Source organism: Caballeronia sp. LZ032 (assembly GCF_031451315.1).
Lineage (GTDB): Bacteria > Pseudomonadota > Gammaproteobacteria > Burkholderiales > Burkholderiaceae > Caballeronia.
In genome coordinates this window covers 2,867,203-2,881,219 of the sequence record NZ_JARUXP010000001.1, presented here as the reverse complement: position 1 = coordinate 2,881,219, position 14,017 = coordinate 2,867,203, and the positions used below count along the sequence as shown (strand labels likewise).

The 14,017-nt window shown below is 64.7% G+C and carries 14 protein-coding genes and 1 pseudogene; 13 read left to right on the top strand and 2 right to left on the bottom strand.

The window, feature by feature from the left end; translation table 11 throughout:
* The 12 genes and pseudogenes from QCE69_RS13470 to ugpQ all read left to right on the top strand — a co-directional run.
* A pseudogene (locus QCE69_RS13470) lies at positions 1-383 on the top strand (hypothetical protein); the annotation flags it as partial.
* Complete coding sequence (locus QCE69_RS13465; RefSeq protein WP_309931147.1) at positions 380-1,057, top strand: PilN domain-containing protein; 678 nt, start codon at positions 380-382, stop codon at positions 1,055-1,057. The pseudogene QCE69_RS13470 and the gene QCE69_RS13465, both read left to right, overlap by 4 nt.
* The gene (gene pilO / locus QCE69_RS13460) at positions 1,054-1,965 is read left to right on the top strand and encodes a type 4a pilus biogenesis protein PilO (RefSeq protein WP_309931146.1); all 912 of its coding nucleotides are present in this window, start codon (positions 1,054-1,056) and stop codon (positions 1,963-1,965) included. The genes QCE69_RS13465 and pilO overlap by 4 nt, the downstream gene beginning before the upstream one ends.
* The gene (locus QCE69_RS13455) at positions 1,962-3,500 is read left to right on the top strand and encodes a type IV pilus secretin PilQ (protein ID WP_409021184.1); all 1,539 of its coding nucleotides are present in this window, start codon (positions 1,962-1,964) and stop codon (positions 3,498-3,500) included. Before pilO ends, QCE69_RS13455 begins: the two co-directional genes overlap by 4 nt.
* A 185-nt stretch (positions 3,501-3,685) precedes the next feature.
* Positions 3,686-4,192, top strand: a complete 507-nt coding sequence (locus QCE69_RS13450) for a shikimate kinase (protein WP_309919847.1) — start codon at positions 3,686-3,688, stop codon at positions 4,190-4,192.
* Entirely contained in the window at positions 4,192-5,289 is a 1,098-nt protein-coding gene (gene aroB / locus QCE69_RS13445; RefSeq protein WP_309918804.1) for a 3-dehydroquinate synthase, read from the top strand. The genes QCE69_RS13450 and aroB overlap by 1 nt, the downstream gene beginning before the upstream one ends.
* 44 nt (positions 5,290-5,333) lie before the next feature.
* A complete protein-coding gene (locus QCE69_RS13440) occupies positions 5,334-6,554 on the top strand; it encodes a deoxyguanosinetriphosphate triphosphohydrolase (protein WP_309931143.1) in 1,221 nt (406 codons plus the stop codon).
* Positions 6,555-6,601: 47 nt separating this feature from the next.
* The gene (gene ugpB / locus QCE69_RS13435) at positions 6,602-7,933 is read left to right on the top strand and encodes a sn-glycerol-3-phosphate ABC transporter substrate-binding protein UgpB (protein ID WP_309918799.1); all 1,332 of its coding nucleotides are present in this window, start codon (positions 6,602-6,604) and stop codon (positions 7,931-7,933) included.
* Between the two features lie 59 nt (positions 7,934-7,992).
* Entirely contained in the window at positions 7,993-8,877 is an 885-nt protein-coding gene (ugpA, locus tag QCE69_RS13430) for a sn-glycerol-3-phosphate ABC transporter permease UgpA (protein ID WP_309810293.1), read from the top strand.
* Positions 8,874-9,719, top strand: coding sequence for a sn-glycerol-3-phosphate ABC transporter permease UgpE (gene ugpE / locus QCE69_RS13425; RefSeq protein ID WP_309931141.1), 846 nt, complete (start codon positions 8,874-8,876; stop codon positions 9,717-9,719). Before ugpA ends, ugpE begins: the two co-directional genes overlap by 4 nt.
* 17 nt (positions 9,720-9,736) lie before the next feature.
* On the top strand, positions 9,737-10,822 hold the full coding sequence (locus QCE69_RS13420) for a sn-glycerol-3-phosphate import ATP-binding protein UgpC (protein ID WP_309931139.1): 1,086 nt from the start codon (positions 9,737-9,739) through the stop codon (positions 10,820-10,822).
* A gap of 10 nt (positions 10,823-10,832) precedes the next feature.
* Complete coding sequence (ugpQ, locus tag QCE69_RS13415) at positions 10,833-11,588, top strand: glycerophosphodiester phosphodiesterase (protein ID WP_309931137.1); 756 nt, start codon at positions 10,833-10,835, stop codon at positions 11,586-11,588.
* A gap of 4 nt (positions 11,589-11,592) precedes the next feature.
* Here the strand turns inward: ugpQ and QCE69_RS13410 are convergent, their stop codons facing one another.
* Both QCE69_RS13410 and QCE69_RS13405 read right to left on the bottom strand, forming a co-directional pair.
* On the bottom strand, positions 11,593-11,970 hold the full coding sequence (locus tag QCE69_RS13410; RefSeq protein WP_309810280.1) for a DUF883 family protein: 378 nt from the start codon (positions 11,968-11,970) through the stop codon (positions 11,593-11,595).
* Between the two features lie 303 nt (positions 11,971-12,273).
* Complete coding sequence (locus QCE69_RS13405; RefSeq protein ID WP_309811703.1) at positions 12,274-12,999, bottom strand: OmpW family outer membrane protein; 726 nt, start codon at positions 12,997-12,999, stop codon at positions 12,274-12,276.
* 205 nt (positions 13,000-13,204) lie between these two features.
* On the opposite strand from QCE69_RS13405, the gene QCE69_RS13400 reads away from it, so the two are divergent.
* Positions 13,205-13,912: a transposase gene (locus tag QCE69_RS13400; protein WP_309810277.1), complete on the top strand. Its 708-nt coding sequence runs from the start codon at positions 13,205-13,207 to the stop codon at positions 13,910-13,912.
* Positions 13,913-14,017: the final 105 nt, after the last annotated feature.

The following is a 14,017-nucleotide window of genomic DNA, read 5'->3' as shown; positions in this document are numbered from 1 at the left end:
GCTCGGTGGAGCTCGATGAAGACGCGCGCTATATGGTCTGCTGGCTGGAGAACTCAGGATTGCATGGCTGGCTCGTCGGCGCGCGGGGTGTCGAGAACGAGGCGCGCTATCCTGCGCTCGAATATCGCAGCATGGCCGAGGCGCTGCAGGATCTGGCGGGTGACGGCGCGCCGCTCGACTGCGTTTATGCGGGCGGCCGGATCGAACTGTTGGGTCATGCGGGTCTGGCGCTGCCCGTTTTGGGCAAGAGCCTGGGCTGTCCCGCGCTGCCGTTCGAGGCGGCGCCGTATTGCAACGGCGCGTCGGCGATCGTCGCGGCGCACCGGCATTCGCCACGCTTCGCGGCGGCGTTCGGACTGGCGTTACGCGAGGTGATGCAATGAGCGCCGCCATGCTGGACGGATTCAATCTGCTGCCGTATCGGGCGCGGCGGCGGCGCGAGGTGAGGCGCCGGCGGCTCGCGCTGCTGGCGGCTGCGAGCATCGCGGGATGCGCCGCAGTGGGCGTGGTCGCGGGACGCGATGCCTTCGAGCATGCGCGGCTGACCGAGCGCCGCGCGGCGCTGGAGGCCTCGCTGCTGGCATCGAGCGCACCGGTCGACGAACATGCGCGGTTGGTGCGTGCCGCCGAGGAACGGCGGCGCGCCCGTGAAAGCGCCCAGCCGCTTGCTGCGCCGCGCGAACGCTTTCTCGCGCTGCTGGAAGCGCTTGCCGACGTGCCGGCGCAAACCGGCGTGGCGCTGCAACGCGTCTCGCAGCGGACGGACGAGGTCGAACTCGCGGCGCGGGCGCCTGATTCGCAGGCTGCGGCGCACTGGCTCAAGCGGCTGGAACAGGTGCGCGGGGTGGAGGCGGTGGAGGTCGTCGAGATGAAGCGGCGCAGCGCTGTGGCTACGCGAGGGGTTCGTGGCGCGCCGCCGTCTGAGGGAGCAGGGCACTACGAGTTCGTCGCGCTCGTGCGTTACGAGTCGGACCGCTCCGGCCATGAGGACGCTTCGCGTCGTGCCCGGCCGGTACTCACGGCGGGCCGCCCGGGCGCGCAAGGGAGGCGCCCATGAACGCGATGCCGATGAATCTCTTGTTGCACCGGGATAAACGCCGGAACATGCGCGTGGCTGCGCTGCTGCGGCCGCTCGATGCCTGGTCGCGTACCCGGCTTGCGGCAAGCGCGCTTGCGCTGACTCTGCTCGTGGGTGTGGCGGGCACGACTGCGTGGCGAATGTCGGATCCGGGCGGACTCGAACTCGCACGCGCCGAATTGACGGCGGCACAAACCCGCGAGCACGAAGTCAGGCGCATCAGGGCGGAGTTGCCTGGCCTGAAGGCGCGCGCGCTTTCTGCCCGCCTGCAGCCGGAGCAGTGGAGCACGGCGGATGCGCTGCGTGCCGTCGTGGAACTGGCGGCACAGAGCGGGCTCCGCGACGTGTCGATCGAGCCGGCCGCGCGCGCGGGCGCCGGTCCGGAAGCGCCGTCGCAAGTTGAGTCCGGGCGGCCGCTCAAGCTTCGCGCGGAAGGTTCTTTCAACGAGATTCACCGTTTCCTGGAGGCATTGGCCGGTTTGCCGCGGCTCGTGGTGCCGGAAGGCGCGCAGATCAGGCAGCCCGCCGGCGTGCGTTCATCGGGCGGGCTCGCGGATGCGCTCGCGGTCGAGGCGTCGCTCCGGGTGTTCGAGAATCAGCCCGGTATTCCGCTGACCGTCGCTGCGCCGCGCGCCAGTTCGTTCGTCATCGATCCTTTTGGCGGCGGGGATGCGCTCGCCCAGGGTGGCGATATCCTGCTGGTGGGCACGCTGGTCGGCACCCGGCGCGCGATGGCGCTTCTGCAAAGCGGCAGCGAAGTCAGCGGCTACGCGCCGGGGCAGAAGATCGGCGCTGAACGGCTTGCGTGGGTCGTGCCGCGTGTCGTGGAGCTCATGCCCGACCGCGGTCCGTCGCGGAAACTGACGATGGCGGAGGATCGCAAGTGAACCCGCGCGCGCAGTTCTTTCGCGGCGTCGCCAGGCCGGTCCTGTCCGTAGCGGCCGTCGCGTGTCTGTTCGCTCAGGCATCGCTTGCCGTGGGAAGCGATGACGCGCCCGTCGCACCGCTGCCGCCGCTACCGGCCGCGTTCGACGAATTGACCACGGAGCAGGCGACGACCGACGCGAATCTTCCGTCCGAACCACCCGCTCCGGATGTGCCCGCCGCCAAGCCCGTCGCCGAACCTCCGGCTGCGCCCGACGCGCCGCTCGAAGGACCGCCGGTGCCGTTGCGGCCCGTCGAGCGCCTGAGCGACGCCGATCCGGTTCCCGGCGGCGACGGCAAGACCATCACGCTCGACCTGAAGAACGCGGAACTGCGCGCCGCGCTGCACACGTTCGCGCAGTTCACCGGCCTGAATATCGTCGCGAGCGAGAAGGTGCGCGGTCAGGTTTCTCTGAATCTTGCCGGCGTGCCGTGGCGGCGCGCGTTTGACACGCTGCTCGAAGTGAACGGTCTCGCGATGGAACAGCACGGCAACGTGATCTGGGTCGCGCCGCTGGCCGAACTCGCGGCGCGCGAGAAACTGCGCTACGAAGCGCACGCCCGCGCCGCCGACCTGGAACCGCTCTCTAGCCGTACATTCGTACTGCGCTATGCCCGCGCCGAGGACATGCGCAAGATGCTGAGCGGCTCCGGCAGCCAGCGCGTGCTGTCGAAACGCGGCTCCGCCATGGCCGACGCGCGCACCAACCTGCTGTTCGTCACCGATCTCGACGCGCGCGTGCGGCAGATCGCGGATCTTCTCGCGCTGATCGACCGGTCGACGCCGCAAGTGATGATCGAGGCGAAGATCGTCGAAGGCGAGGCCGGGCTGTCGCGCAATCTCGGCGTCAAGTTGAACATTGCGGCGCAAAACGATCCGGCGAGCGGTTTCGCGGGCGGCAAGGACGGTGTGGTATACGATTTGTCGGCGGGACCGCTCAACGGCTTCGACGCCGCCACGGCCGGGCTCACCCTGTTCGTCGCGCACGCAACGCGGTTGCTCAATCTGGAACTGAGCGCGCTCGAGGCGGAAGGGCGCGGGCAGATCGTGTCGCGGCCGCGCGTGGTCACGGCGGACCGGGTCAAGTCGATCGTCGAGCAGGGCATGGAAGTGCCGTACCAGGCGAAAGTGGGCAACGGCATGTCGGGCGTGCAGTTCCGGCGCGCCACGCTCAAACTGGAGGTCGAGCCGCAGATCACGCCGCACGGGCACGTCATTCTCGATCTCGACATCACGAAAGACAGCCTGGGCGAGCAGACCGCGAACGGGCCGGCGATCCATACGAAGCACGTCCAGACGCGCGTCGAAGTGGAGAATGGCGGGACGGTGGCGATCGGCGGCATTTATTCCGACGACGAGCGCGACGACACGACCGGCGTGCCGGGATTGTCGAAACTGCCGCTGCTCGGCTGGCTGTTTCGCCATGAGGCCCGGCGCCGCTCGAAAAGCGAGCTGGTCATCCTGATCACGCCGCATGTCATCGCAAGCGGCGGATGAGCGGATGAGCGCCGATGAGCACACGACACATGCCGGACCCGCGCCGGACCCGCGCCACGGCTGGCGCGACTCGACAAAGCGGGCGGTTTGCCCTTAAGCTGCCGCACGAACAAATTGCATCGGACTGGAAGGAAAACGAGTTGCAGGAAGGGCACGCGAACGCGAACATCTTTTTCGTCGGACTCATGGGAGCGGGTAAAACCACCGTGGGCCGTGCGGTTGCGCGCCGTCTGCAGCGCTCGTTCATCGACTCGGATCACGAGATCGAAGCACGTACCGGCGCGCGCATTCCGGTCATCTGGGAGCTGGAAGGTGAGACCGGCTTCCGGCAGCGCGAGGCGAACGTCATCGACGACCTGTCGCAGCGCAGCGGCATCGTCCTCGCCACGGGCGGCGGCGCGGTGCTGCGGCCCGAGAATCGCGAACATCTGAGGAATCGCGGCATCGTCATCTATCTGCGCGCCAATCCGCACGATCTCTGGCAGCGCACCCGGCGCGACAAGAACCGTCCGCTGCTCCAGACCGAAGACCCGCGCGGCAAGCTCGAAGCGCTGTTTCAGTCACGTGATCCGCTCTATCATGAAACCGCTCATTTCGTTGTCGAGACCGGGCGGCCGACCGTCAACGCGCTCGTCAACATGGTCCTGATGCAACTGGAGGTGGCCGGCGTCGTCAAACCGGCTCAGTCATAATGTCCGCCATGAATGCCCCAACCATTACCGTCAGCGTCGACCTGGGCGAGCGCGCCTATCCCATCCACATCGGTGCGGGCCTGATCGGCCGCACGGAGTTGTTCGCGCCGCACATCAAGGGTGCGTCGGTGGCCATCGTCACCAACTCCACCGTGGATCCCTTGTACGGCGAGCAGTTGCGCGCGGCCCTCGCGCCGCTTGGCAAGAAGGTGACCACCGTCGTGCTGCCCGACGGCGAGGCGTACAAGAACTGGGAAACGCTCAACCTGATCTTCGACGCGCTGCTGACCGGGCGCGCCGACCGCAAGACCACGCTGATCGCGCTCGGCGGCGGCGTCGTGGGCGACATGACCGGCTTCGCCGCCGCCAGCTACATGCGCGGCGTGCCGTTCATCCAGGTGCCGACCACGCTGCTTTCGCAAGTGGATTCGTCCGTGGGCGGCAAGACCGGCATCAATCATCCGCTCGGCAAGAACATGATCGGCGCGTTCTACCAGCCGCAGGCCGTGATCGCCGACATCGGCGCGCTGCGCTCGCTGCCGGAACGCGAGATGGCGGCGGGCATCGCGGAAGTCATCAAGACCGCGGCGATCGCGGACGCCGCATTCTTCGACTGGATCGAAGCGAACGTCGGCGCGCTCAACCGTCGCGACCTCGACGCGCTCGTGCACGCCGTGAAGCGTTCGTGCGAGATCAAGGCATCGGTCGTCGCGTCGGACGAACGCGAAGGCGGCCAACGCGCCATTCTCAACTTCGGCCACACGTTCGGCCACGCCATCGAAGCCGGCTTGGGCTACGGTGAATGGCTGCACGGCGAGGCCGTCGGCTGCGGCATGGTGATGGCGGCGGATCTTTCGGTGCGGCTCGGCCGGCTCGACGAAGCCGCACGCCAGCGTCTGGTGCGCGTGATCGAGGCGGCGAAACTGCCCGTCAAGGCGCCGAAGCTCGGCCCCGACCGCTACGTCGACCTGATGAAGGTCGACAAGAAAGCCGAAGCCGGCGAGATCAAGTTCATCTTGCTGACGCGCTTCGGCGCAACTGAGATCACCAGCGCGCCTGACGGGACCGTGCGCGAAACCCTCGCGGCCAGCGTCTGATCCACGCGAGCGGCGGCGAGAATCAAGACGATGCGGAGCAGCCGGTGAGCGAACAAGAATTGAATCTTCCGGCGAGCGCGCCCTCGTCGCTGGCACTCGAAGCGCATCTCGCGCCGTACGCCGCGCATTCGTCGCAGTCGCGCGGACGGCGCTTTGCCGAGACGCCGCCCGCCGCGCGCACCGAGTTCCAGCGCGACCGCGACCGCATCGTGCATTCCACCGCGTTCCGCCGGCTCGAATACAAGACGCAGGTGTTCGTCAATCACGAAGGCGACCTGTTCCGCACGCGTCTCACACACAGTCTCGAAGTGGCGCAGATCGCGCGGTCGGTCGCACGCAATCTGCGGCTCAATGAAGATCTCGTCGAAGCCATCTCGCTGGCGCACGATCTCGGTCATACGCCGTTCGGCCATGCCGGACAGGACGCGCTGAACGAATGCATGCGCGATCACGGCGGCTTCGAACACAATCTGCAGAGCCTCGCCGTTGTCGACCAGCTGGAAGAACACTATGGCGCGTTCAACGGACTGAACCTCTGCTTCGAAACGCGCGAAGGCATTCTCAAGCACTGTTCGCGGGACAACGCCCGCAGGCTCGGCGATCTCGGCGAGCGTTTCCTGACCGGCAAGCAGCCGTCGCTGGAAGCGCAGATCGCCAATGTCGCCGATGAAATCGCCTACAACAATCATGATGTCGACGACGGCCTGCGCTCCGGCCTCATCACGCTCGAACAGCTGTCCGAGGTGAGCCTCTGGCATACGCATTTCGACGCCGCGCGCAGCGAGTATCCGGACATCGAAGGGCGGAGGCTGATTCACGAAACCATTCGCCGGATCATCAATACGCTGATCGTCGATCTGATCGATTCCACGAGCCGCAATCTGCAACGCGTGATGCCGCAGTCGCTCGACGACGTGCGCGCGGCGCCGACGCTCGTCGCGCACAGCGACGAGGTCGCCGCGCAGGCCGCGCAGCTCAAGCGCTTCCTGTTCAAGAACCTGTACCGGCACTATCGCGTGATGCGGATGGCGAACAAGGCGCGGCGCGTCGTGGCCGGCCTCTTCGAAGCCTTCACCGAAGATCCGCGCCTGCTGCCGCCTTCCTATCAGGCGCGCGAGCCGGTGGCCGAGGAATCGGCGAACGACGCGCCTGCCGTCAGCCGCGACAGCGCCCAGGCGCGGCTCATCTCGCATTACATCGCCGGCATGACCGACCGCTATGCCTTGAAAGAGTATCAACGCCTGTTTGTCATCGACAACAATTAATATCGCGCGTTTCAGAGCGCGAACCCTGTCACAAAGGAGACTCATCGATGAGCTGCAAGCCCTTGTTCCGCACGATCTCCGCCGCGGCCGTTCTGGCCTTCGGCGCCAGCACCGCGGCGCACGCCGCCACGGAAATCCAGTTCTGGCACGCGATGGAAGCCGCGCTCGGCGAGCGCGTGAACGACATCGCCAACGATTTCAACAAGTCGCAGAGCGATTACAAGATCGTCCCCGTGTTCAAGGGCACCTACGACCAGGCGCTGGCGGCAGGCATCGCGGCGTATCGCAGCGGCAACGCGCCGGCCATCCTGCAGGTCTATGAAGTCGGCACGGCCACGATGATGCAGGCCAAGAAGGCCGTCGTTCCGGTGTACGACGTCTTCAAGCAGGCCGGCGTGCCGCTGGACGAGAAAGCCTTCGTGCCCACCATCTCCGGCTACTACAGCGATGCGAAGACCGGCCATCTGCTCTCGATGCCCTTCAACAGCTCGACGCCCGTGCTGTACTACAACAAGGACGCGTTCAAGAAGGCCGGTCTCGATCCGAACCAGCCGCCCAAGACCTGGGCCGATGTCGAAGCCGACGCGAAGAAGCTGAAGGCGGCCGGCTACTCGTGCGGCTATTCGTCCGGCTGGCAGAGCTGGATCCAGCTCGAGAACTACAGCGCGTGGCATGCGGCGCCGTTCGCGACGAAGAACAACGGCTTCGACGGCCTCGACGCGAAGCTCGAATTCAACAAGCCCTTGCAGGTGGCGCACATCCAGTTCCTGCAGAACATGGCGAAGGAAGGCACCTTCACGTATGTCGGCCGCAAGGACGAGCCGGTGTCGAAGTTCTATAGCGGCGACTGCGGCATCATCACGAATTCGTCGGGCTCGCGCGCGACCATCGCGAAGTTCGCCAAGTTCGATTACGGCGTCGGCATGATGCCCTACGACGCGAACGTGAAGGGCGCGCCGCAGAACGCGATCATCGGCGGCGCGAGCCTGTGGGTGCTGTCGGGCAAGGACCCGGCCGTGTACAAGGGCGTCGCGAAGTTCCTCGCGTATCTGTCGTCGCCGGAAGTCGCCGCGAAGTGGCACCAGGACACGGGCTATCTGCCGGTCACGCAGGCCGCATATGAACTCACGCAGAAGCAGGGCTTCTACGCGAAGAACCCGGGCGCGGACATCGCCATCAAGCAGATGTTGAACAAGCCGCCGCTGCCGTACACCAAGGGCTTGCGTTTGGGCAACATGCCGCAGATCCGCACGATCGTCGATGAAGAGCTGGAACAGGTCTGGGCGGAGAAGAAGACGCCGCAACAGGCGCTCGACGCAGCGGTCTCTCGCGGCGACGAACTGCTGACCCGCTTCGAGAAGGCCGGGGCCGGCAACTAGGCACGTGCAAGCATGTGCGCCCGCGCGCGGCGCGGGCGCCTTCGTTCAGGACACATCGCATGGAAAAACGGTCTCGTTTCGATACGAGCGTGTTGCCGTATCTGCTCGTCGCCCCTCAGCTCGCCATCACCGCGCTGTTCTTCCTGTGGCCGGCGGGCGAAGCGCTCTGGCAGGCCACGCAGAGCCAGGATGCGTTCGGCACGTCAAGCGAATTCGTCGGGCTGGCGAACTTCAGGCAGCTGTTCGCGGACCCGCTGTATCTGTCCTCGTTCAACACGACGATGATCTTCTGCGCGCTCGTCACGGTGTCGGGCCTCGTGATTTCGCTGCTGCTCGCGGCGTGCGCGGATCGCGTGACGCGAGGCGCGAAGGCGTACCAGACGCTGCTGATCTGGCCGTATGCGGTCGCGCCCGCCATCGCCGCCGTGCTCTGGTCGTTCCTGTTCAATCCGAGCATCGGGCTCGTCACGTATGCGCTGGCGAAGCAGGGCATCCAGTGGAATCATGCGCTCAACGGCACGCAGGCCATGTTCCTCGTCGTGCTCGCCTCGGTCTGGAAGCAGGTGAGCTATAACTTCCTGTTCTTCTATGCCGGCCTGCAAGCGATTCCGCAATCGCTGATCGAAGCGGCCGCCATCGACGGCGCCGGTCCCGTGCGACGCTTCTTCGGCATCGCGCTGCCGCTGCTGTCGCCGACAAGCTTTTTCCTGCTGGTCGTGAACCTCGTCTATGCGTTCTTCGATACCTTCCCGGTCATTGACGCGGCCACCGGCGGCGGACCCGCGCAATCCACCAAGACGCTGATCTACAAGATCTTCGCGGAAGGCTTCCAGGGACTCGACATCGGCAGTTCGGGCGCGCAGTCGGTCGTGCTGATGGTGATCGTCATCGTGCTGACCGTGGTGCAGTTCCGTTTCGTCGAACGCAGGGTGCAATACTCATGATCGAGAACCGTCGCGGCTTCGATATCTTCTGTCACGCGGTGCTGCTGGCAGGCGTCGCGCTGATCGTGTTTCCGGTGTATGTCGCGTTCTGCGCCGCCACGATGAACTCGAAGGAAGTGTTCAGCGTGCCGCTCTCGCTCGTGCCGAGCTCGCATCTGTTCGAGAACATCGCGCACGTCTGGACCTACGGCAGCGGCAACGCGGCGGCGCCCTTCGGGCTCATGCTGCTGAACAGTCTCGTGATGGCGCTCGTGATTTCCATCGGCAAGATCGCGGTGTCGATCATCTCGGCCTATGCCATCGTGTTCTTCCGTTTTCCGTTGAAGAACCTCGCGTTCTGGCTCATCTTCATCACGCTGATGCTGCCCGTCGAAGTGCGCATCTTCCCGACCGTGCAGGTCGTGTCGTCGATGCATCTGTCGAACACGTATGCGGGCCTCACGCTGCCGCTGATCGCGTCGGCGACCGCGACCTTCCTGTTCCGGCAGTTCTTCATGACGCTGCCCGACGAGCTGATGGAGGCCGCGCGCATTGACGGCGCCGGGCCGCTGCGCTTCTTCTGGGACGTCGTGCTGCCGCTGTCGAAAACGAACATCGCGGCGCTCTTCGTCATCACGTTCATCTACGGCTGGAACCAGTATCTCTGGCCGATTCTCATCACCAACGAGGTATCGCTGCAGACGGCGGTGGTCGGCATCAAGAGCATGATCGCGTCGGGCGACACCGCGACCGAGTGGCATCTCGTCATGACCGCGACGCTGCTCGCGATGCTGCCGCCGCTCGCCGTCGTGCTGACGATGCAGCGCTGGTTCGTGCGCGGCCTCGTCGACGCGGAAAAATAACCGGAGACTCTGGATAGATGGCTGCGCTGAATCTCAAGGGCGTGAAGAAGACCTACGACGGCTCGCAGTACGTGCTGCACGGCATCGACGTGGCAGTCGCCGATGGCGAGTTCGTCGTGATGGTGGGCCCGTCGGGCTGCGGCAAGTCCACGCTGCTGCGCATGGTGGCGGGACTGGAGAGCGTCTCCGAAGGCGCAATCGAAATCGGCGGCAAGGTCGTGAACAAGCTGGAGCCGAAGGATCGCGACATCGCGATGGTGTTCCAGAACTACGCGCTCTATCCGCACATGAGCGTGGCGCAGAACATGGCGTATGCGCTGAAGATCGGCGGCGCGGACCGCAAGACGATCGACGCGCGCGTGGCCAATGCAGCGCGCATCCTCGAACTCGAGCATCTGTTCGCCCGCAAGCCACGCGAACTGTCGGGCGGACAGCGGCAGCGCGTCGCGATGGGCCGCGCGATCGTGCGTGAACCGGCGGTGTTCCTGTTCGACGAACCCCTGTCCAACCTCGACGCCAAGCTGCGCGTGCAGATGCGTCTCGAGATCCAGCGCCTGCACGCGCGTCTCGCGACCACGAGCCTCTATGTCACGCACGATCAGATCGAAGCGATGACGCTCGCGCAACGCGTCATCGTGATGAACAAGGGCCATGCCGAGCAAATCGGCGCGCCGACCGAAGTCTACGAGCGGCCGGCGACGGTGTTTGTCGCGAGCTTCATCGGCTCGCCCGCGATGAACCTGCTCGAAGGGCGCCTTGCGGACGATGGCGCGACGTTTCATGTGGCCGGCGATGGGCCTGCACTGCCCGTGTCGGGAGCGAACGGCGTCACGCGCGAGATGCACGGGCGCGAGTGGACGCTCGGCATTCGTCCCGAGCACATGACGCCGGGCGTCGAAGGCGTGCCGAGTGCAACGCTGGAGGTCGATTCGGCGGAACTGCTCGGCGCCGACAACCTGGCCCACGGCAAGTGGGGCAAGCACGATGTGGCGGCGCGGCTGCCGCATGAGCATCGGCCGCGGCGCGGCGAGCAACTGGCGCTGTCGCTGCCGGCGCGCCATCTGCATTTCTTTGATGCAGCAAGCGGAAGGCGCGCCAACTGAAGGAGCCGCGATGAGAACCTGGCCTTATCCCGCCATCGTCGCGCATCGCGGCGGCGGCAAGCTTGCGCCGGAGAACACGCTGGAAGCCATCGACGTCGGCGCGCGTTACGGACACCGGATGATCGAATTCGACGCGAAGCTTTCCGCCGACGACCTCGTCTTCCTGCTGCATGACGACGATGTCGACCGCACGTCGAATGGCCAGGGCGCGGCGCAGGCGCTCAGCCTGGCGCAATTGCAGGCGCTCGATGCAGGCGCGTGGTTTGGCGCGACGTTCGCGCACGCGCGCATGCCGACGCTCGCCCAGGTTCACGAGCGCTGTATGCGTCATGGAATGGCGGCAAACATCGAGATCAAGCCGAGCACGGGACGCGAAGTCCGGACCGGCGAGATCGTGGCGCGCCAGGCGGCGAGCCTGTGGGCGGACGCCGATCCGGCGCCGCTGTTGTCGTCGTTCTCTTATGCGGCGCTCGAAGCCGCACGCGATGCCGCGCCCGACCTGCCGCGCGGCATGCTATACGAGCGCGTGCCGGCGGACTGGCACGCGCAGACGGCGGCGCTTGCATGTGTGTCGCTGCATGCGAACCATCGCGCGCTCGATGAAGCGCTGGTGGCGCAAATCAAGGATGCCGGGCTGCGCATCCTCGCCTATACCGTCAACGATCCAGCGCGTGCACGCTTGCTCGCGCAATGGGGCGTCGATGCGATCTGTACGGATCGCATCGACATCATTGGCGCGGACTTTCTGGAGGCGGCGTCGGACTAGAAGGTCAACGCACGCGGGCGAGCAGAATCCCGGCGACGAGCGCAAGGCCGCCGACCAGCGCGATCGTCTGCCAGGGCTTTTCGTGGATGAATGCGTCGGCATCTTCGAGCGCGGCACCCGCGCGCTGACGCAGCACGGCGTGGGTATCGTTGAGGCGTGCACGGGCGCTGTCGAGCCGATCGCTGATCTGCGCGCGCAACGCGGCGGCATCGGCCGAAGTGCCCTCAGACAGCGCGCTTTCCAGTTCGCTCAGCAATGAGCGCAGTTCCGAGCCGATATCCTCGGCTGCTTCACGGCCATGCCGCGCCATGCGTCGAGCCCGGCGGCTGGTCGTGGTCCATGAATCTCCGATGGCGTCACGCGTGTTGGGCAGTGCGTTCATAGATCGCTCCGTCGATGGATGAGTCGTGGATAGCCCGCCCTTGAATCAGCGGGAAAAACCCATGACTGAGCAAGTTCGGTGCCGGTGTTTCATAAACCGCTGACGGGACGCGTGGCCGCGCCCGACGAGACATGGTACATGCTCGCGACACGTAACATGTGCAAGCGATGCAATGCATCGAAGGTCACATTTACAAGCATTGCGCAAATGAAAACGCCAGCATGTGAAAACATGCCGGCGTTATCTTTGTTAATGCGCTTTCGCTTCGATCTTTTCAATCTCGCATACGCAGCAACACGCTTTTTAGAAGCGATAACCTACGCGCAAATACGTCACGATCGGATTGAGCGTGATTTTTGCCTGCGATTGCACATTGAGCGTACCCACCGGCGTTTGCGCGGCAGTGTTGAGCTTGGCGGTTGCCTTCAGCGGAATGAACGAAACCGAAAATCCGGCGAACCAGTGCTCCGTGAAGTTGTAGGTTGCGCCGACGTTAAAGACAGGCGCCCAAGAACTATCCGTGTCGACGCTGGTCGGACCATGCAGGACCGAGCCTTCGAACTGGTCATTGGTGATCTTGGCGTCGGTGAACCAGGTGCGCGTCACGCCAATGCCGACGAACGGACGGAACTTCGCTTGAGGAGCATTGAAGAAGTATTTGAAGAGCAGCGTCGGGCTCCACTGCTTCGCGCTGCCAAGCTTGCCGTAGCGCGAAAGCGTGCCGGTGCCTTCGAGGTCGAACGTGGGCGGGATGCCCATCTCGAGTTCAGCGGCGATGTGATCGGTTGCGAAGTAACCGAACGTGAAGCCGGCGGTATCAGCGCTTGAAATGCCGGCGCCCGTGCCGGGAACATCGATATTGACGGGAGATCCGCCTACACTTGTTTCTTTGAGCGGACCGCTGCTGTCTTGCGGGGCAAAATGAAACCAGCCTCCAGTGACATAGAAGGATCCGGCTGATTGCGCATGCGCCGCTGTGGACACACACGCCAATGCCGCGATCCCCGTGATGACCTGTTTTATTTTCAATTTGTGCTCCTCCGAAAAAGCACGCTCATTATGAACACAACATTTCAAAGTAACCATAGCGGTGCCGTAGAGCATTTGCCCTAGGGCACAGAGCGGCTTCGGATCCTCGTTGCACGGCATTTGCATGGCTTTTGCACATGATGCCGGAATGGCTCCCAAGGACCCCTGCCGGGGTAACACAAACGCGACCAACGGAATATCCAGAATGGCACGGCTTGCACGACTCTACGTTCCCGAACAGCCGCAGCATGTCATCCTGCGTGGTCTCGACCAGCAGCCCGCCTTCGTTGATGACCAGGACTATGAGCTCTTCATCGACTGCCTGAGAACGGCTTCGCGTGATCATCACCTCTCCATTCACGCCTATGCATTGATGCCGCAGGCGGTGCATCTGCTGGTCACGCCGCGCGACGAATCCAGCTTGCCCAAGGCGATGCAGGCAGTCGGACGTCGTTACGTAGCGCACTTCAATCGACGTTACATGCGACGCGGCACACTCTGGGAAGGCCGCTACCGGGCGACCGTCATCGAGGGCGAGCGCTACTTCCTGCTCGCCACGCGCGTTGTCGAAATGGCGCCGGTGCGTGCGCAACTCGTCGCGGCGCCGCAGGACTACAAGTGGTCGAGCTTCCGTCATCACATCGGCCTTACGCTCGATGGACTGATCACCGACCATCCGTTGTTCTGGTCGCTCGGCAACACGCCTTTCGAACGTCAGCACGCCTACAAGGAATTGTGCGAACAACCGCTCGACGAACGCGAAACCACGCGTCTCCTGCAAGCGACACTCAAAGGCTGGGTGCTCGGCAGCGATTCCTACCGGGAATGGGCCGCGCGGGCAGCCAATCGCCGGGTGTCGCCGCTGCCGCGCGGCCGGCCGCGCAAGGTTCGCGAGACTCCACAGGCCCAATAACGACCCGTCAATACAAAGCTGAAGGAAAAAACGAAACGGCGTCTCGGATTTCATCGAAACGCCGTTTTTCTTGGCGGTTTTTGAATGTGGCCCCAAATAAATGGG

Bases quoted from the DNA above. Each gene is read 5' to 3' on its own strand.
- QCE69_RS13465 (WP_309931147.1), top strand. From the start codon at position 380: ATGAGCGCCGCCATGCTGGACGGATTCAATCTGCTGCCGTATCGGGCG.
- pilO (WP_309931146.1), top strand. From the start codon at position 1,054: ATGAACGCGATGCCGATGAATCTCTTGTTGCACCGGGATAAACGCCGG.
- QCE69_RS13450 (WP_309919847.1), top strand. From the start codon at position 3,686: ATGGGAGCGGGTAAAACCACCGTGGGCCGTGCGGTTGCGCGCCGTCTG.
- aroB (WP_309918804.1), top strand. From the start codon at position 4,192: ATGTCCGCCATGAATGCCCCAACCATTACCGTCAGCGTCGACCTGGGC.
- ugpB (WP_309918799.1), top strand. From the start codon at position 6,602: ATGAGCTGCAAGCCCTTGTTCCGCACGATCTCCGCCGCGGCCGTTCTG.
- ugpA (WP_309810293.1), top strand. From the start codon at position 7,993: ATGGAAAAACGGTCTCGTTTCGATACGAGCGTGTTGCCGTATCTGCTC.
- ugpE (WP_309931141.1), top strand. From the start codon at position 8,874: ATGATCGAGAACCGTCGCGGCTTCGATATCTTCTGTCACGCGGTGCTG.
- QCE69_RS13420 (WP_309931139.1), top strand. From the start codon at position 9,737: ATGGCTGCGCTGAATCTCAAGGGCGTGAAGAAGACCTACGACGGCTCG.
- ugpQ (WP_309931137.1), top strand. From the start codon at position 10,833: ATGAGAACCTGGCCTTATCCCGCCATCGTCGCGCATCGCGGCGGCGGC.
- QCE69_RS13410 (WP_309810280.1), bottom strand. From the start codon at position 11,970: ATGAACGCACTGCCCAACACGCGTGACGCCATCGGAGATTCATGGACC.
- QCE69_RS13400 (WP_309810277.1), top strand. From the start codon at position 13,205: ATGGCACGGCTTGCACGACTCTACGTTCCCGAACAGCCGCAGCATGTC.